This is a genomic window from Pseudoflavonifractor sp., from assembly GCF_050943825.1.
Taxonomy (GTDB): domain Bacteria; phylum Bacillota; class Clostridia; order Oscillospirales; family Oscillospiraceae; genus Pseudoflavonifractor.
On sequence record NZ_JBMNPX010000008.1, the window covers coordinates 22,272 to 40,847 of the forward strand.

At 62.0% G+C, this 18,576-nt stretch carries 15 protein-coding genes; 9 read left to right on the plus strand and 6 right to left on the minus strand.

What is annotated here, in order from left to right; all coding sequences use genetic code 11:
- The first annotated feature begins 118 nt into the window (after positions 1-118).
- Complete coding sequence (locus tag ACOX7T_RS08615) at positions 119-3,760, plus strand: suppressor of fused domain protein (protein WP_433441812.1); 3,642 nt, start codon at positions 119-121, stop codon at positions 3,758-3,760.
- 94 nt (positions 3,761-3,854) lie between these two features.
- Here the strand turns inward: ACOX7T_RS08615 and ACOX7T_RS08620 are convergent, their stop codons facing one another.
- Genes ACOX7T_RS08620 through ACOX7T_RS08640 form a run of 5 tightly spaced genes read right to left on the minus strand, consistent with a single transcriptional unit; the run spans position 3,855 to position 7,262 of the window.
- Entirely contained in the window at positions 3,855-4,607 is a 753-nt protein-coding gene (locus ACOX7T_RS08620) for a carboxymuconolactone decarboxylase family protein (RefSeq protein ID WP_433441814.1), read from the minus strand.
- Between the two features lie 12 nt (positions 4,608-4,619).
- Positions 4,620-5,132: a cyclophilin-like fold protein gene (locus ACOX7T_RS08625; RefSeq protein ID WP_433441816.1), complete on the minus strand. Its 513-nt coding sequence runs from the start codon at positions 5,130-5,132 to the stop codon at positions 4,620-4,622.
- A 24-nt stretch (positions 5,133-5,156) separates the two neighbouring features.
- A complete protein-coding gene (locus ACOX7T_RS08630) occupies positions 5,157-6,131 on the minus strand; it encodes an alpha/beta hydrolase (protein ID WP_433441818.1) in 975 nt (324 codons plus the stop codon).
- A 13-nt stretch (positions 6,132-6,144) separates the two neighbouring features.
- Positions 6,145-6,684 (minus strand): flavodoxin family protein, encoded by a 540-nt coding sequence (locus tag ACOX7T_RS08635; protein WP_433441820.1) that lies wholly within the window; start codon positions 6,682-6,684, stop codon positions 6,145-6,147.
- Positions 6,681-7,262, minus strand: a complete 582-nt coding sequence (locus ACOX7T_RS08640; protein ID WP_433441822.1) for a DapH/DapD/GlmU-related protein — start codon at positions 7,260-7,262, stop codon at positions 6,681-6,683. Before ACOX7T_RS08640 ends, ACOX7T_RS08635 begins: the two co-directional genes overlap by 4 nt.
- A gap of 143 nt (positions 7,263-7,405) precedes the next feature.
- Between ACOX7T_RS08640 and ACOX7T_RS08645 the strand changes: the two genes are divergently transcribed.
- Positions 7,406-8,290: a LysR family transcriptional regulator gene (locus ACOX7T_RS08645; RefSeq protein ID WP_006575023.1), complete on the plus strand. Its 885-nt coding sequence runs from the start codon at positions 7,406-7,408 to the stop codon at positions 8,288-8,290.
- A gap of 237 nt (positions 8,291-8,527) precedes the next feature.
- On the opposite strand, the gene ACOX7T_RS08650 is transcribed toward ACOX7T_RS08645, so the two are convergent.
- The gene (locus ACOX7T_RS08650; RefSeq protein WP_433441824.1) at positions 8,528-9,088 is read right to left on the minus strand and encodes a flavin reductase family protein; all 561 of its coding nucleotides are present in this window, start codon (positions 9,086-9,088) and stop codon (positions 8,528-8,530) included.
- A gap of 272 nt (positions 9,089-9,360) precedes the next feature.
- Between ACOX7T_RS08650 and ACOX7T_RS08655 the strand changes: the two genes are divergently transcribed.
- From ACOX7T_RS08655 to ACOX7T_RS08685, 7 genes are all read left to right on the plus strand, one after another.
- Positions 9,361-10,563 (plus strand): RtcB family protein, encoded by a 1,203-nt coding sequence (locus ACOX7T_RS08655; RefSeq protein ID WP_433441826.1) that lies wholly within the window; start codon positions 9,361-9,363, stop codon positions 10,561-10,563.
- Positions 10,564-10,589: 26 nt separating this feature from the next.
- A complete protein-coding gene (locus ACOX7T_RS08660; RefSeq protein ID WP_433441828.1) occupies positions 10,590-11,906 on the plus strand; it encodes a CCA tRNA nucleotidyltransferase in 1,317 nt (438 codons plus the stop codon).
- 36 nt (positions 11,907-11,942) lie between these two features.
- A complete protein-coding gene (locus ACOX7T_RS08665; protein WP_433441830.1) occupies positions 11,943-13,085 on the plus strand; it encodes an exonuclease SbcCD subunit D in 1,143 nt (380 codons plus the stop codon).
- Positions 13,082-16,375, plus strand: a complete 3,294-nt coding sequence (locus ACOX7T_RS08670) for an AAA family ATPase (protein ID WP_433441832.1) — start codon at positions 13,082-13,084, stop codon at positions 16,373-16,375. The genes ACOX7T_RS08665 and ACOX7T_RS08670 overlap by 4 nt, the downstream gene beginning before the upstream one ends.
- 186 nt (positions 16,376-16,561) lie before the next feature.
- Positions 16,562-17,071, plus strand: a complete 510-nt coding sequence (locus ACOX7T_RS08675; protein ID WP_433441834.1) for a zeta toxin family protein — start codon at positions 16,562-16,564, stop codon at positions 17,069-17,071.
- A gap of 27 nt (positions 17,072-17,098) precedes the next feature.
- Entirely contained in the window at positions 17,099-18,094 is a 996-nt protein-coding gene (locus ACOX7T_RS08680) for an O-acetyl-ADP-ribose deacetylase (protein ID WP_433441836.1), read from the plus strand.
- 4 nt (positions 18,095-18,098) lie between these two features.
- Complete coding sequence (locus tag ACOX7T_RS08685; RefSeq protein ID WP_433441838.1) at positions 18,099-18,449, plus strand: DUF2200 domain-containing protein; 351 nt, start codon at positions 18,099-18,101, stop codon at positions 18,447-18,449.
- The last annotated feature ends 127 nt before the right edge of the window (positions 18,450-18,576 follow it).

Sequence of the window (18,576 nt, forward strand, 5' to 3'; positions counted from 1 at the left end):
GTGTGCAAAAACTTTGGGCCGCCGTTGTCACAGGGAAAGCGGTATGCTATCATGGGACCATAAGCGGCGGTGTTGAGCGGCCCATCCCCGGCGGAAGCCGGACAGAGGAGGAAGAAGCATGGAACTGCTGGAGCAATGCCAGATCTGGAATGAGAACAACGAGTACCAGAAGATCATTGACGCGCTGGAGGCTGTCCCCGCCGGGGAGCGCACCCCGGAGATGGACAGCGAGCTGGCCCGGGCCTATAACAATATCGCCGGTCCGGAGGAGCGGGCGCTGTACTGGAAGGCCATTCGTCTTCTGGAGCCTCACGCGGAGTATTTTAAGGATGACCACTGCTGGAACTTCCGCATGGCCTACGCCTACTATTACCTGGACCAGGAGGGGATGGCCCTGCGCTATTTTGAAAAGGCGCTGGAGGCCCGGCCCGGTGACAGGGATACCCAGGAGCTGATAGCCGACTGCCGACAGCGCCTTGCAATGCCGCGGTTTGCCGAGAGCTTCCAGGAGCGGACAGCGAAGGCGTGGGACGCCTTTGCCCGGGAGGAGGCGGAGCTCCGCCGCATGATGGACGGGGACAGAGAGGGACAGAACGGCAGGGAGATCATCGCAAAGTGTGAGGCCATCCTGAACCTGGCCTTTGAGCAGATCTCCTTCAATCTGGGCTTCAACGGGGAGAAATACGAGCTGATTCTCACCCCGGAGGGCGACCGGCTGAAGCTCTTTGAACTGGCCTATTTTCAGCGCCGTGCCCCTGGGGCAGTGACGGAGAAGTGGAACATTCTGGTGGGCCGCCAGCCCGCCGCCGGCTGTGACCTGCGTTCCGGCGGCTGGGAGGTGTCGGGCGGCGACGTGCAGGTATGGGCGGAGAAGCTGGACCGCGGCGTGGGGCTGACCCTGTACTGCGAGAAGCTGCTGCCTCTCCTCCGGGAGGAGGAGAGCCGGGCCTGGTGGATGCTCTCCACCCTCACCGATCAGGTCCTGGGCGAAATTCCCGGCATGAGGTACATAGCCCGATTTGATGTGACGGACACACCGGGAGACGGGAAGTCCATCCCGCTCACGGAGCTGCCCGGCGCGCTGGAAGATATGGGGCTGAATCTGTCGCTGGACCCCTGGGACTATCTGGGCAGCGAGACGGTCTACCAGACGGAGCCGGACAGTGATCCGGACGCCGACTGGCGGATGGACGTGGTGGAGGGCTCCACCTGCTGCCCGCCGCTCATCAACGGCTACCTGAGCGGGGAGGATGAGGGGATGGACGCCCTCCACGCCGACGGCGCGGCGGCGGGCTTCCTCTGCTATCCCCTGGATGGCTTTGACGGAGAGGACCGCGACAGCAGAAGAGAGGCCTTCCGGGCCGCGCTGGAGTCGGCGCTGACCGCACAGGCCGGGGAGGACGCCCTCACCCTGACCGGCAGCGCCGCCGGACTCTACTGCGGCTATGTGGATTTTATCGCCTGGGACCTGTCCGCGGTGCTCAGCGCGGCGGTGGAGTTTTTCCAGGGGACGGAGCTGCCCTGGGCCAGCTTCCATGTGTTCCGCCGGGCGGTGCCCACCGTGCGGCTGCTGAACCGGGAGCCCCAGCCCCAGATCCATGAGGAGACCGGATCGCTGCTCTCCCAGGAAGAGATTGAGACCATGGAGTCCCTGGTCGGAGAGGCCAGCGGGTACTACGGCCGGATGTTTGAATATATCCGGAACTTTGTGGAGGCAGGGGTTCAGGAGGGAAAATTTACCCGGCAGCAGGCCCAGCAGGATTTGCAGGTGGCGCTGTGGTATGCCTACGCCTGTCTCAACATGGATGAATATGAGTTCTATTACCGGGCGGCTCAGTGGCTGCCCGGATCGGAGAAGAACGCCGGGGGCTGTGGAACCTGGTACTACCGCTATTCCGTGGCGCTGATGTACTGCGGCCGGCTGGAGGAGGCGCGGCAGTACGCCGAGCAGGGGACCCGGGAGGAGCCGGATTACCCGTGGATCTGGCTTCAGGCGGGCAAGCTGCGCAGCCACTTTGGGGACCGGTCAGGGGCGCTGGAGGCGGTGGAACGAGGCCTTGCCCTGGTGCCCGGCGACTATGAATTTCAGACCCTGCGGGAGGAGATCATGTCTGGGGCCACGCTGGAGCAGATGGAGTATCACTGGATCAATCCGGAAGCCGACAGCAGGCTCCAGAGCGGACTGGACAGGAATGCCGACAGCAAGCAGCGGGTCATTTCCTGCATCAACATCAACCAGGCGGGTCTGGCGTCCTTTATGGAGCTGTTTGGCCTTGAAGAGAACGACCTTGTGCGGGATGATCCCTACTGTGTCTTTGTCCGGTCCGTCCGGGACCGCAGTGTGGAGGTGGTCTTCCGCATGAACCAGGCGGGCCTGTCCAAGCTGGATGGGGGGTGGCTGGCCGTCCAGAAGGCCCGGCTGGATGACGGCCGATGGCTGACCCTGACCATACCCGATGGGGAGAAGGGCAGGCTGGAGGCGGTGCTCTTCGATTTGGATTACAGCGTCACCCTGGTCTACGAGGTGGAAGGGGAGGAGAACCGGTACTTCAGAGCCAAACTCAATGAGGACGGTACGGTTGAACACATTGAGAAGGATGAGAACCAGAGCGCCGGTGCGCCTGAGTATTACAGTCAGGACGAGATGGCAGCGGTGGAGGAACACATCAGGCAGTATTTCGGCAGCTTTGAGCGGGTGTGGCACGAGCTGGCCTCCCCGGACATCCATGTGGATATCTGCCTGATTCCGCCTGGGGACGAGCGGGACTACTACACCCTTGTGACCATGGGTATGGGCGCCCACCGGATGAACGTGCCCGGGGAACTGGCGGACCACAAGCTGGAGCGGGCGGAGCTGGCCATTGCCCTGCCGCCGGACTGGAAGCTGGGGGAGAAGGACCTGGCCGACGAGCAGTGGTACTGGCCCATCCGGCTGCTGAAGGTGCTGGCCCGTCTGCCCATCCAGTCGGACACCTGGCTGGGCTGGGGACACACGGTGGACAATCAGGAGGCTTTTGCGGAGAACACCGGGCTGTGTGCCGCCATGCTCATCTCTCCCCAGGGGGTGGAGGAGGGCGCCGGAGTCTGTATCCTGCCGGACGGCAGCGAGGTCAACTTCTACCAGGTGATTCCCCTCTACCGGGAGGAGCTGCGCTATAAGGTGGCGCATGAGGCCGAGGACCTGCTGGAACAGCTGCAGGGACTGAGCTTTGTGGTGGATCCGGACCGCCCCAACGCCATGGAGGCAGAAGACGCAGACCTGGAGGAGGCGGAGCCGGATGAGACCGGCGAGATGGATGACGGCGCCTTGCATATCAAGCGCATCAGGGAGAAGCACCTGCCGGTGGAGGAGCTGAACGCATTCAACCACATGGCCATCTATCTGCGCTGGTGCATGGAGCACGACCTGATGAGCCTGGAGTTTCTGGAGCGGTACGGCGGTCTGGCCCAGCGCTTCCAGGAGGATCTCTCCGAGCTGGATCTGCGGCCGTTTATTCGGGATCGGCTGAATGGGAAGCTGTTCTTTGCCCTCTTTGATGACGAGGGGGAGGCCTTTGCCCGCCATTACTATGGGCAGGGGGACACACCCTGCTTCCCCGCCGACATTGACAGCCACGCCCTGGAATATTTTGGACCGGCGCGGTACCACTCCGCCGAATTTGACGATGAGGCCTACCTGTTTGTCCCCTTTGACGAGGACTACTACCAGGCCATGGCAAAGGTCATCCAGGCGCGGTGGGACAGCTGGTGCTGCGGCTGAAGGACTGCCGGAGTCTGATACCCAGAGATAAAACAGCGCCCCGTCTGTAAACCAGACGGGGCGCTGTTCTGTTATCGGGATTTAAATGCGCGGCTCAGACCAGCTTGCCGTATACCTCGTCGGTGACGGACTCCAGCCACTGGTTGGAGCAGTTCTCGCCGGGCACCTCCAGGGCCAGGTGGGAGAACCAGCTGTCCAGGGCGGCGCCGTGCCAGTGCTTCACGCCGGTGGGGATGTTGACCACATCGCCGGGATGCAGCTCCCGGGCCTCCTGGCCCCACTCCTGGTAGTAGCCCCGACCGGCCACGCAGAGGAGAATCTGTCCGCCGCCCTTGTCAGCGTGGTGGACGTGCCAGTTGTTGCGGCAGCCCGGCTCAAAGGTCACGTTGTACACACCCACCTGACTGGTGGAGAGGGGCTGCAGGTAGCTCTGGCCCACGAAATACTGGGCAAAGCCGTCGTTGGGAGCGCCGATGGGGAAGACCATCTCCTGCTGGTGCTGTGCCCTGCCGTCCCCGGCGGTATCCTCAGCCCAGACCTCCTTGGCCATCCGGAAGGCCGCCCAGGCCTTGGGCCAGCCGGCGTAAAAGGCCGCGTGGGTCAGAATTTCCGCGATTTCCTGCCGGGTGATGCCGTTCTGTTTCGCGGTGGACAGGTGGTACTGGAAGGAGCTGTCCACCAGGCCCTGGGCCATCAGAGCCACCACGGTGACCAGAGACCGGTCACGCAGGGAGAGCTTGTCCTCCCGGCTCCACACCTCGCCGAACAGTACGTCGTCATTGAGCTGTGCAAACTTGGGCGCGAATTCGCCCAGGGCATCTCTGCCCGCTGTCTGTTTCACTGCCATATCAAATACCTCCTATGCAAGAGAAAAGGTAATCTGGACTGTCCCCTCTCCCAGCATTGCCTTCAGGTCGGTGGGATCGTCAATTCTGGCAAGCCGGGTAAAGCTCCAGGTGTTGGTGCCGTAGTAGATGGTGATCTGATTGCCCTGATAGAGAATCACATCCCCGGGTTCCGTGGTGATCTGCTGGTCGTTTCGGGTCAGGGTGGTACCCAGAGACCCCACCTTCTCAAAGTCGCCGTAGTCGTCCATCTCGACGGTCACCGGACCCTGAGCCAGCAGTTGTTTGAATTCCTCCGCGGAGCTGTTGTCCTCAAAGGTGGCCAGCAGCTCATAGTCTCCGACGGTGATTTTCAGCATGGCTTCTTCCTGACTGGATCCGGCTTCCGGGGACTGCTGGGGCGGAACGGTCTCCTCCGCCGGAGCGGCCGTCTGTGCCGGGGATGTGAGGGACCCAACCGGGGCCTCTCTGACATTGCAGGCGGTGAGGCTGAGCACCACAAGGAGCATACAGACTAATCTGGCCATGGAGTCCCTCCTCATCACGGACAATTACTTCAGATTTTTCCGGAAAAAGTTCTCAATCTTGTCAAAGGGGATGATGTCCTTCCGGTCGTAGAGGTCGGTGTGAACCGCGCCGGGGATGATGACCAGCTCCTTGTTGCCGGCGTAGGGGCTGTCCTTCACCATGTCGGCAAAGGCGTCCTTGCTGAAATAGCAGGAGTGGGCCTTCTCACCGTGGAGCATCAGCACGGCGCTGCGGATCTCGCCGCTGTAACGCAGGATGGGCATGTTGAGGAAGGACAGGGAGGAGGTGGTGTTCCAGCCGTCGTTGGAGTTGAGGGACCGCTCGGTGTAGCCCCGCTCTGTCTTGTAGTAGTCGTAGTAGTCCTTCACGAAGAAGGGGGCGTCCTCGGGCAGGGGGTCCACCACGCCGCCCGCGCGGGCATAGGTCCCGTTTTTGTAGTCCTCCGTCCGCTGGGCGTTGAGGGCTTTTTTTGTCTCATACCGGGCGTCTGCGCTGTCGGCGGCGTCAAAGTAGCCCTTGGCGTTCACCCGGGTCATGTCGTACATGGTGGAGGTGACGGTGGCCTTGATGCGGGTGTCCATGGCGGCGGCGTTGAGGGCCATGCCGCCCCAGCCGCAGATACCCAGAATGCCCACCTGCTCCGGGTCGATAAAGTCCCGGGTGACGAGGAAGTCCACCGCGGCGGAGAAGTCCTCGGTGTTGATGTCGGGGGAGGCCACATTCCGCACCGCGCCGCCACTCTCTCCGATGAAGGAGGGGTCGAAGGCCATGGCGGCAAAGCCACGGGCGGCCAGCTCCTCGGCGTACAGCCCGGCGCACTGCTCCTTCACGGCGCCGAAGGGACCGGCCACCGCCACTGCGGCCAGCTTGCCCTCCGCCCCCTTGGGCAGATACATGTCACCAGTCAGCTCAATGCCGTAGCGGTTGTGGAAATGTACCTTCTCCCGGGTGACGGTGTCCCGCATCTGGAAGGAATAGCCGTTATATCTGGAATTCATATGGGTGTCCTCCTTACATGTTCCTGCCCAGCTCATAGGCCTGCTTCAGGGCTGGGTGGTTCTGAATCTCTCCCACGGCCGTTACGCCTCCGGCAAAGACAGTGCCGGCCAGGCGGGCCTTTTCAAAGCAGTCAATCCAGCCCTGAAGACCGGTGACCGCTCCGTCCACAGTGTGTCCGTCCTCCTCTGCCGCAGCGGCCAGGAGATAGATGTCCCGGAACCGGTAGTCGGTGGGGAAGAGGGGATTGGCCCGGTCCAGCAGGGTTTTCATCTGGCCGCACATCCCGTAGTAGTAGATGGGGGTGGCAAAGACGATGGCGTCGGCGGTCAGCATGTTCTGGACGATGGTGTCCGCGTCGTCATAAATGACGCAGCGCTGGGTGTTCTGACAGACCAGGCAGCCCCTGCAGAACCGGATGTCCTTATCGTACAGGGTGACCTTCTCCACGTCGTTCCCGGCATCCCGGGCGCCGCGGATAAATTCGTCCGCCAGAGTCTCCGAATTGCCGCCCTTCCGGGGACTGGTGGAGATAACCAAAACCTTTTTGCTCATGTGCGATCCTCCTCGCTGATGGTACGTATGATACGGGCGGGCACACCGCCCACAATGGTGTTTTCCGGTACGTCCTTTGCAACCACCGCTCCCGCCGCAACAATGGCGCCGTCCCCGATGGTCACGCCGGGCAGGACGGTGGCGTTGGCGCCGATCCAAACGTTCCTGCCGATGTGGATGGGGGCGGGGATCATGCTGGCCCGGTCGCTGGGCGACTGGGCGTGGTTGAGGGTGGCCAGCACCACGTTGTGGCCGATGAGGGCGCCGTCCCCGATGAAAACGCCGCCCTGGTCCTGGAACTTACAGCCCATGTTGAAAAAGACGTTCTTCCCGATGTGGATGTTCTTTCCGCAGTCGGTATAGAAGGGTGGGAACATGCCAAAGCTCTCGTCCACAGGCTGGCCGATGAGCTGGGAGAAGAGGGCGCGCAGCTCCTCCGGCGTGTGGTAGCCGCTGTTGATTTCAGCCGTGATGCGCAGGGCCTCCTGGCTGACGCCGTGCATGAACTGATGTACCTCGCTGCCGCCCTGTACTTTCTCTCCGCTGTTCAGATGCTCCAAAAATGCGTTTAAATCCATCTTACACTCCTGATAGGTCAGATTTTCAATTTCATTGTAGCACTCACCGGAATGGATAACAAATACCTATATAGAATAGCTTACTATGCTTGAAATCTATGTTTGGCATGTGCTATCATCAGACCAGAAGGAGGCGGGTCTGTATGGAATTGAGAGTGCTGCAATACTTTCTTGCGGTGGCACGGGAGCAAAATATCTCGGCGGCGGCCCAGTCCCTGCATCTCACCCAGCCCACCCTCTCCCGGCAGCTCATGGAGCTGGAGAAGGAGCTGGGCAAGCAGCTGATGGTACGGGGCAGCCGGAAGATCACCCTCACCGAGGACGGAATGCGGCTGCGCAGGCGTGCGGAGGAGATTCTGGAGCTGGTGGACCGGACGGAAAAAGAGGTCATGCAGTCCGACGATACGGTCAGCGGCGATATCTATATCGGCACCGGCGAGACCGACGGTGTGCGCCAGATTGTCAGAGCGGCCAATCAGCTCCAGGGGAGCCATCCGGGCATCCGCTTCCACATTGTCAGCGGTGACGCCATGGATGTGTGCGAGCGTCTGGACAAGGGCCTGCTGGATTTCGGTATCCTCCTGGGCGACATGGACAAGACCAGGTACAGCTGCATGGAGCTGCCCATGAAGGACACCTGGGGGGTTCTCATGCGGCGGGACAGCCCGCTGGCACAGCGGGAGACCGTCTCGCCCCGTGACCTGTGGGACAAGCCGCTGATTCTCTCACGGCAGGTGGACAACAAGAGCGGCCTGTACCGCTGGCTGCGGAAGGAGCCCTCAGAGCTCCACACCGTGGCCACCTATAATCTGATTTACAACGCCTCCCTGATGGTGGACGAGGGGATGGGCTACGCCTTTACCCTGGACAAGCTGGTGAACACCGCCGGCAGCAACCTCTGCTTCCGGCCCCTGAAGCCCAAAATGGAGCTGGGGATGTACCTGGTGTGGAAGAAGTCCCAGCTCTTTTCCAGAGCGGCGGAGCTATTTCTGGAGCAGCTTCAGGCTCAGCTTGTTCCTCTGGATTAGACCATGGGAGCGCAGGAAGAAATACGGCTGTCCTGGTAGGACAGCTATATTGTAGAACAAAGAACAGACCATGTCGAATACCCATTGTGGATGGTCAGATATAGCTTTTGGGCATTTTTAATGCGTCTCACCAGCCTGGCCGCCGGCGGAGAAGCGTTGAGCACTGCAAACAAAAAGGCGGCGGGAGACATGTCTCCCACCGCCTTTTTTGCTCCCCTTGTCGCGCCTGGTGTATTTTTATTTCAGCTTTGCACCATCCTGGAAGGCATTGCCCACTTTTTCACCCAGCTTGCGGTAGGTGTGGTGGATGGGATCAAAGATGATGGGCTGGAGCTTGTCCGGGTCAATCTTCCCGTCGGCGTCCAGCACACACTCATCCGCGCTGACATTGACAATCTCGCCCACCAGGCGGCAGCTCTCCGGGTCGTAGCTCACCAGACGGCACTCCACCGCCATGGGCAGCTCGTCAATGAGGGGGGCGTCCACAAATTCCGACTTGGTGGTGTGCCAGCCCGCCTTTTCCAGCTTGTTGGCCACTTTGTTACCCGACTCGATGCCCACATAGTCGCAGGCCACCATCTGATCCGCCGTGGCCATGCTGACGGTGAAGGCCTTGCGGGCGAGAATGTTGGCGGTGGTCTTGTGACCGGCGCTGATGCACATGGACAGCTCCTGGTCGTCGCTGATGCCGCCCCAGGCGGCGTTCATGGCGTCGGGGGTGCCGTCCTCGCCGTAGGTGGCCAGGATAAAGACCGGCTGAGGATAGGTCCAGGGCTTGGCTCCAAAGTTCTTACGCATGGGAAATACCTCCTGTTGGATTGATTTTCAGCAGTCGCCTGTAAGCGCAGCGTTTCCTTGAACATTCCTTATCATCAGTATAGCACTGAGAGCGAAACAGGGAAAGGCCGGGTTTGCAATATGCGCGGCTGTGTTGGCATCAAAGAGATCGCAACTTTTTTTCCGTGATTTTCCGCAGACTATCCTTTATTCTGAAATCACAGAATGAGAAATACGGAAGCAGGCCTTTGCACGGCACAGAGCCGGGCATCGGCCTAAGAATGGAGGATACCATGATTACCATTCAGGGTTTATATAATACCGCTGTCTGCTATACCAACGAGCTGGAGGAGACGGCGCGCAGCCAGATTCAGGCGGTGTGCGATCGGCCGGAGTTTGCCGACTGCAAGATTCGGATCATGCCCGACGTCCACGCCGGTAAGGGCTGCACCATCGGCACCACCATGACCATTCAGGACAAGATTGTGCCCGGCATGGTGGGCGTTGATATCGGCTGCGGCATGGAGACGGTGGAGCTGGCGGAGCGTGAGATGGACTTTGACAAGCTGGACGCCCTCATCCGCCGGGAGATTCCCAGCGGCCGGGAGGTGCGCGACGAGCTCCACGCGCTGAACGGTCAGATTGACCTGACACAGCTCCGCTGCGCCGGTCAGGTCAACCTGGACCGTGCCATGCGCAGCATCGGCACCCTGGGCGGCGGCAACCACTTCATTGAGGTGGACCGGGCGGAGGATGGCCGGCTGTTCCTGGTGGTCCACTCGGGCAGCCGTCATCTGGGCACCGAGGTGGCCGACTACTACCAGGACCAGGGCAGACGTGCCCTCTGGGGCGGCGCGCACCACCAGATTCAGAGCACCATTGCCCGGCTGAAGGCTGAGGGCCGTTTTCAGGAGATTGAGAAGACGGTCCGGGAGCTGAAGCGGGAGCACACGCTGACCATCCCCAGGGACCTGACCTATGTGGAGGGCGAGCTGTTTGAGGACTATATCCACGACATGAAGCTGACCCAGCAGTTTGCCATGCTCAACCGCAAGGCCATGGTGGACGTGATCATCAACGGCATGGGCCTCACTGTGGCGGACGAGTTTACCACCATCCACAACTACATCGATACGGACGCCATGATTCTGCGCAAGGGCTCGGTCTCGGCCAAGGCCGGTGAGAAGCTGCTGATTCCCATCAACATGCGTGACGGCAGCCTGATCTGCATCGGCAAGGGCAACGACGACTGGAACTGCTCGGCGCCCCATGGCGCAGGCCGTCTCATGAGCCGCAGCACGGCCCTCCACACCCTGTCCATGGACACCTTCCGGAAGGAGATGGAGGGAATCTACACCACCTGCGTGGTGCCCGATACCCTGGACGAATCCCCCATGGCGTACAAGAGCATGGAGGAGATTGTGGCGCAGATTGGGCCCACGGCGGAGATTACCGCCCGCATCCGCCCGGTCTATAACTTCAAGGCGGCGGATTAAATCAAAAAGAGAGGAGGCGCCGGCTGATGAAACTTCCTCCCCAGGTGGAGAATGTGCTTGCGCTGCTGGAAGCGTCCGGCTTTGAGGCCTTCCTTGTGGGCGGCGCAGTGCGGAATTATGTGATGGGCAAGCGGGCCGCCAAGGACTGGGACATCGCCACCAGCGCGCTGCCCCAGCAGGTCAAAGCGGTCTTTTCCGGGTACCACCTTATCGAGACCGGGCTGAAGCACGGTACCGTCACAGTTGTGGTCGACCACCAGCCCATTGAGATTACCACATACCGCACGGACAGCGACTGTCCCAGTCCCAGCCTGAGGGCCGACCTGGAGCGCAGGGATTTTACAATGAACGCTCTGGCCTACAACCCCGGAACGGGAGTGGTTGACCTTGTGGGCGGAGCAGGGGATATTGAGAAGGGAGTTGTCCGCTGCACAGGTGACCCGGACCGGAGATTCCGGGAGGACGGCCTGAGAATCCTGCGGGCGCTGCGGTTTGCGTCCGTGTACGGGATGGAGATTGACGCGGCCACGGCAGACGCCATCCGGAGAAACCAAAGCCTGCTCCGGGGCGTGGCGGCCGAGCGCATCCAGGCCGAGCTGACCGGGATACTCTGCGGAAAGAATGAGGCAGCTGTTCTGAGCGGCTTTGCCGGTGTGCTTGCCGTGCCGCTTCCGGAGCTTGCGCCCATGTTCGGCTTTGCGCAGCACAATCCCCACCACGACAAGGACGTGTGGAACCACACCGTGGCTGTGGTGGAGAACGTCAGCCCCCAGCCTGTGCTGCGCTGGGCGGCGCTGCTCCACGATATCGGCAAGCCGCTGTGCTTCTCCCGCACGGAGGACGGCGTGGGCCACTTCTTCGGCCACGCGCAGAAGAGCGCCCTTCTGGCGGAGGAAATCCTGAGCAGGCTGCACTTTAACAGCGCTGGCAGGGAGCGGATTGTGCGCCTTGTCCGGCATCACGACATGCCCATCACGGCGGACAGGAAGCTTGTGACACGCCTTTTGAGCAAACATGGGGAGGAGGCGGCCCGGCAGCTGATTGAACTGCACAGGGCGGATACCCTGGGTCAATCGGATATCTGCCGATACCGGCTTGGGATTCTGGACGAAGTGGACGCCATGCTGGAGGAACTTCTGAGGGAGGAGCGCTGCTTCTCCCTCCGGGATTTGGCAGTCGACGGAAACGACATGATGGAGCTGGGCCTGAAGGGTAGAGACATCGGCCGTATGCTTCAGGAATGTCTGAACGCAGTTCTGGACGAGCGGATTCCCAACGAGCGGGACGCTCTGCTGGCCTTTGCCGGGCAGCAAGCTTGCTCCGCCTTTCCATCCCAGCTATAATGATGCTGGATACACTGCTTTAGAGGGAGTGCGGCTATGAAATTGATTCATCTCTCCGACCTGCATCTGGGCAAGCGGGTCAACGATTTTTCCATGCTGGAGGACCAGCAGTATATTCTGGCTGAAATCCTTCAAATCATCGACCGGGAGAAGCCGGACGGGGTACTGATCGCCGGCGATGTCTACGACAAGTCGGTGCCCTCCGCCGAGGCGGTGGCGCTGCTGGACGACTTCCTGGTGCGCCTGTCCAAGAGGGAGCTGCGGATTTTTGTCATCAGCGGCAACCACGACTCCCCGGAGCGCATGGCCTTCGGCGGCCGGCTCATGGAGCGCAGCGGCATCCACCTGGCTCCGGTCTACGACGGCAGGGTGGAACCTGTGGTGCTCACTGACGAGTACGGCCCGGTGAAGCTCTACCTGCTGCCCTTTGTGAAGCCGTCCCATGTCCGGCGCTGCTTCCCCGAGCGGGAGATTTCCACCTACACGGACGCGGTGGCGGCGGCCATTGAGGCCATGGGGGTGGATACCACCGCCCGGAATGTGCTGGTGACCCACCAGTTTGTCACCGGTGCTGCCCGGTGCGACTCGGAGGAGCTCTCCGTGGGCGGAACGGACAACGTGGATGCGGCAGTCTTTGACCCCTTCGACTATGTGGCCCTGGGGCACATTCACGGCCCCCAGCAGGTGGGACGGGAGACGGTACGCTACTGCGGAACGCCGCTGAAGTACTCCTTCTCCGAGGCGGGGCATAAGAAGTCGGTCACCGTGGTGGAGCTGGGCGCGAAGGGGTCCGTGACCATCCGTACAATCCCCCTGAAGCCTCTGCGGGACATGGTGGAGCTGCGGGGTACTTATGAGGAGCTGACCCTCCGGGCGTTCTATGAGGGGACCAGCTATCCCCGTGACTACATCCACATCACACTCACCGACGAGGAGGACATCCCTGACGCGGTGGGCAAGCTGCGGATTATCTACCCCAACCTGATGAAGCTGGACTATGACAACAAGCGCACCCGGGCGGGCATTCATCTGGAGGGTGCGGAGGACGTGCAGCAGAAATCCCCACTGGAGCTGCTGGAGGAGTTTTACAGCAGCCAGAACGGGCAGCCCATGAGCGAGGAGCAGCGGGCCTTTGCCAGAGACATGATGGAGCGTATTTGGGAGGAGAATGAGGGATGAGACCGCTGAAACTGACGGTATCCGCCTTCGGGCCCTATGCCGGGCGGGTGACCATAGACTTGGAGAAGCTGGGCCCCAAGGGGCTTTACCTCATCACCGGAGACACCGGCGCCGGCAAGACCACCATCTTTGACGCCATCACCTATGCGCTCTACGGGGAGCCCAGCGGCGATAACCGGGAAGTGTCCATGTTCCGCTCCAAGTACGCCCAGCCGGACACCCCCACCGAGGTGGAGCTGGTCTTCTCCTATGGCGGCAAGACCTATACGGTCCGCCGGAACCCGGAGTATGAGCGCCCTGCCAAGCGGGGCGAGGGGACGACCACCCAGAAGGCGGACGCCGAGCTGACCCTTCCCGACGGCCGCCTGATCACCAGGGCCCGGGAGGTGAACCGGGCGCTCATCGAGATCATCGGCCTCAACCGCAGCCAGTTCTCCCAGATCGCCATGATCGCCCAGGGGGACTTTCTCAAGCTGCTGCTGGCGGACACCAAGAGCCGCCAGGAGATTTTCCGGGAGATTTTCAAGACCCGGTACTACATGGTGTTCCAGGAGAAGCTGAAGGGGGAGGCCGGAAAGCTCCAGCGGGACTGTGAGGCCGCACGGGCCAGCGTGCAGCAGTATATCGGCGGCGTGGTGTGCCGGGAGGACGAGCCGCTGCGAGCCAGACTGGAAAAGGCCCAGGCGGGAGAGCTCCCCTTCCAGGAGACCACGGAGCTGATCAGGCAGCTGATTGCCAACGGACGGGAGGAGGAAGGGGACTGGCAGAAGGTCCTGGACCGGCTGGACGCGGAGCTGAAGGAGACCTCCATCCTGCTGGGTAAGGCGGAAGAGGCCCAGAAGAACCGGGAAAAGCTGGACCTGGCCCGCAGGGAGCGGGCGGAGCTGGTGCCCCAGGTGGAGGCGGCCCAAAAGGCCCTGCAGGCGGAGATGGAGAAAGCACCCCAGCAGGAGCTGCTGAACCAGGAGCTGGGCGCGCTGGAGGCGGAGCTGCCCCGGTATCGGGAGCTGTCCCAGCGGGAGGCCGGCCTGGCTGCCCAGACGGAGCATATCGCGGCGCTGGAGCAGAAATGCCGTGAGCGGGAAGAGGAGCAGCGGGCCGGTTCTGAGACACTGAACGCCTGGAAGCGGGAAGCGGAGGCTCTGGCGCCTGTGGAGGCGGAGAAGGAGCGCCTGCTGGGGAAGAAGAGCCAGACGGAGAGCCACAAGTCCGCCCTGGAGGCGCTGGAGACCCAGGTGGGCCAGTGGCAGGCCTGTCTCCGCCAGATAAGCGATGGACAGCGCCGCCGGGAGGAGCTGGATCGGCAGCGGGAGACCCTTGCGGCTGACCTGCTCCGGGAAAAGGCGCTGCTGCAGGCCAACCGTGAGACGTTCCAGGCCACTCAGTCCCTGACCGAGGAGAGACAGGAGCAGCTGCACCGTCAGGAGCGTCTCCGGGAGAGACAGCTGGCGCTGACAACGCTTGCGTCGGCGCTGGACAGCTATGCCGTGGAGGAAAAGTCCCTGCAGGCGTCCCAGGAGGTCTACCGGCAGGCCAGAGAGCGGTCGGAGCAGCTGGAAGAGGACTACCGCCGGAAGAACAGGGCCTTTCTGGACGAACAGGCCGGACTGCTGGCCCAGTCGCTGACAGAGGGACAGCCCTGCCCGGTGTGCGGTTCGCTCCACCATCCTGCCCCTGCCCGGCTGTCCGGCGACGCGCCCACCGAGGCAGAGCTGGAAGCGTCCAAGGAGGCGTGGGAGACAGCCCAGCAAGAGACCCAGGAGAAGAGCCTGGCCGCGGGGACGGCACGCGCCGCCCTGGAGGAGCGCCGGAACCAGCTGCTCCGGGAGCTGGCAGCCTATGTGGATACGCCCGCATTGGATACGGCCCGGCAGAAGCTCTCCGTCTGCCAGTCGGATGTGGAGCGGGAGCTGGCGCAGGTCCATGGGGCCCTGCTGGAGCTGGAGGGGCGGCTGGCCCACCGCCAGGAGCTGGAACAGGAGATCGGGCGGCAGGAGGAGGCGCTGGACAGCCTGACCAAGCGGCAGGAACAGCTGCAGGCGGCCATCACCCAGGCAGAGGTGGCCCAGGGTACCCTGGGCGGCCAGCGGGAGCAGCTGGAAGCGGCGCTCTGCCGGGAGCTTGCACAGCATCTGGAGCAGTGCACCCTGGAAGACGCCCCCAACGCGATTGCCGGTGCGCTGGAGCAGACCCAGAATGTCCTCTCCCAGCTGGCGGAGCAGGAGCGGGTGCTCCAGAGGAACAGCCAGCGGAAGGCGGAGCTGGACCGGCAGATTCCCGCGGCGGAGCAGAACCTGAGAGCGCTGGAGGAGGATGCCGGCAAGCGGAAGGCGGAGCTGGCAGGGGCCGTCAGCCGCAGAGAGGAGATGGCCGGGCAGATCCAGTCTCTGCGGGAGGGGCTCTCCTTCCCGGAGCCGGATGCCGCCCAGCGGAGGATGGACGCCCTGCGGGAGGAGCTCCAGGGGCTTGCCAGGGCACTGGCCCAGGTCCGGGACACCGCCGCTGCCCGTCAGGGAGAGCTGACCGCTGCCGACGGTGCCATCCAGGAGCTGGAGCATCTGCTGGAGCGCACCCAGGAGGTGGATGCCCAGGCCCAGCAGCAGCGCAGCCAGGAGCTGACCCGCCGGCGGGCAGAGGCCAGTGAGGCCCAGAAGGCGATCCATACCCGGCTGGTCACCAACGAGACCGCGCTGGAAAATATCCTGGGGAAATCGGCGGATTTGGAGAAGCTGGAGCAGCGGTACACCTGGATGCGGACCCTCTCCAATACCGTAAACGGCAACCTGGCCGGGAAGGAAAAGATCGCCCTGGAGACCTACATCCAGATGACCTTCTTTGACCGCATTCTCCAGCGGGCAAATCTCCGGCTGATGGTCATGTCCGGGGGACAGTACGAGCTCAAGCGCCGCCGGGAGGCGGAGAACAACCGCAGCCAGAGCGGCCTGGAGCTGGACGTCATCGACCACTACAACGGCTCTGAGCGCAGCGTAAAATCCCTTTCGGGCGGAGAATCCTTCAAGGCGTCCCTCTCTCTGGCGCTGGGGCTTTCCGATGAGGTCCAGTCCACTGCCGGAGGAATCCGGCTGGACACCATGTTTGTGGACGAGGGCTTCGGCTCTTTGGACGAGGAGTCCCTTGCCCAGGCGCTCCAGGCCCTCACCGGCCTCACCGAGGGCAACCGCCTGGTGGGCATCATCTCCCACGTGGCAGAGCTGAAGGAGAAAATCGACAAGCAGGTCGTGGTGACCAAGGAGAAGAGCGGCGGCAGCCGGGTGGAGATTGTGGTGTAATGACCGGCAGATACCGGGCGTGACACCCGAAAATAAAAGGAGCAGCTTTCATGTGTTTTCACGGAAAGCTGCTCCTTGCCATATCGGTTCTGATTGCCAGAGCGGACTGCCCATGCTATGATAGGGCTATCAGCCGCGCTGCATATCAATGCCGCCGGTGAGAAATCTGCTGCGGGAGGGAACGGGATGGTTTTTCTGATTGCAGGGGCGTCCCACACGGGGAAAACCGCCCTTGCCCAGAGGCTTCTGGAGAAATACGGATACCCTTACCTGTCCATCGACCATCTGAAAATGGGCCTGATCCGGAGTGGATACACATCCCTCACGCCCATGAGCAGCGACCGGGAGCTGACGGATTACCTATGGCCGGTGGTGCGGGAGATGGTCAAAACCGCCATCGAAAATGGGCAGAATCTCATCGTGGAGGGCTGTTACATCCCCTTTGACTGGGCAAAGGATTTTTCGGAGGAATACCGCGCTCAGATTCAGTACCGCTGTCTGGTGATGAGTGAGGCGTATATCCGCAGCCATTACCAGGATATCAAAGGATACGCCAGCGTTGTGGAACGCAGGATGGACGATTCAGACTGCACCCTGGAGACCCTGCTCCGGGACAACGCCCAGACGCTGGAAGCCTGCCGGAAATATGGCGCCCAGTACATCCTGATTGACGGGAACTATCATGTGGAACTTTGACTGTATGGAGACCAAGGAGGTGGCCCCATGCCCCTGCACATCGTGAGAAATGACATCACCACCATGAAGGTGGACGCCATCGCCAACGCCGCCAAGGAGAGTCTGCTGGGCGGCGGTGGCGTGGACGGCGCCATCCATCGGGCAGCCGGGCCGGAGCTGCTGGCCGAGTGCCGTACCCTGGGCGGCTGCAAAACCGGACAGGCCAAGCTCACCAAGGGCTACCGCCTGCCCGCCAGGTTCATAATCCATACTGTCGGCCCCATCTGGCAGGGCGGGACACACGGCGAGCGGGAGCTGCTGGCCTCCGCCTACCGCTCCTCGCTGGAGCTGGCCCTTGCCAACAAGTGCGAGACGGTGGCCTTTCCCCTCATCTCCGCCGGAGCTTACGGCTACCCCAAGGACCAGGCTCTGAAGGTGGCGGTGGACACCATCGGGGACTTTCTGCTCGCCCACGATATGACCGTCTATCTGGTTATCTTCGACCGGGCGGCCTACACCATCGGCGGAAAGCTTTTTGCCGACATCACCGCCTACATCGACGACCGCTATGTGGAGGAGCACACCGACAGCCGAGAGGAGCAGTGCCGCCGGGCCGCGGCCTGTTTGCGTGCGGACGAGGAAGAGGAACTGTGGGAGGGTGTGGCAGCGGCGCCCATGAGTCTGGATGAAGCCCTGGGCCATTTGGACGAGAGCTTTTCCCAGATGCTGCTGCGGAAGATTGACGAGGCCGGCCTGACCGACGCCCAGTGCTATAAAAAGGCCAACATCGACCGCAAGCTCTTTTCCAAAATCCGATCAGACATCCACTATAAGCCCTCCAAGCCCACTGCCATGGCCTTCGCCATTGCGCTGGAGCTGCCGCTGGAGGAGGCACGGGAGATGCTCCAGAAGGCGGGCTTTGCCTTCTCCCACGCCAGCAGGTTCGACATCATCGTGGAGTACTTCATCGCCCACCGGAATTACAACATCTTTGAGATTAACGAGGCCCTGTTCGCCTTCGACCAGAGCCTTTTGGGAGGTTGACGCCATGCCCCGCACCGATGTGACGCAGATGCCCTTTGCCAAGCTCTACCCGCTGCTGGTGAACAAGGCGGAGAAGAAAGGCCGCAGCAGGGAAGAGGTGGACCGGGTGACTGCCTGGCTCACCGGATACACGCCTGAGGCACTTGCACAGCTGGAGCAGTCCGACACCAGCTACGGCGACTTTTTCCGAGACGCCCCCGCCATGAACCCGAACCGTACTCTGATCACCGGCAAGGTGTGCGGCATCCGGGTGGAGGAGATTGAGGACCCTCTGATGCGGGAGATCCGGTACCTGGACAAGCTGGTGGACGAGCTGGCCAAAGGCAAGGCCATGGAACAGATTTTGAGGAAGTAAGCGTCTGACAGGCGTATCGGACCATTATCACAGGAGTGCACTGAAATGAGAGAAATCAGAAAAAAACGGGCGGTTGCCACCATAGTATGCCGGAGAAAGGATGTGATATAAAACAGAGAAAGGACGA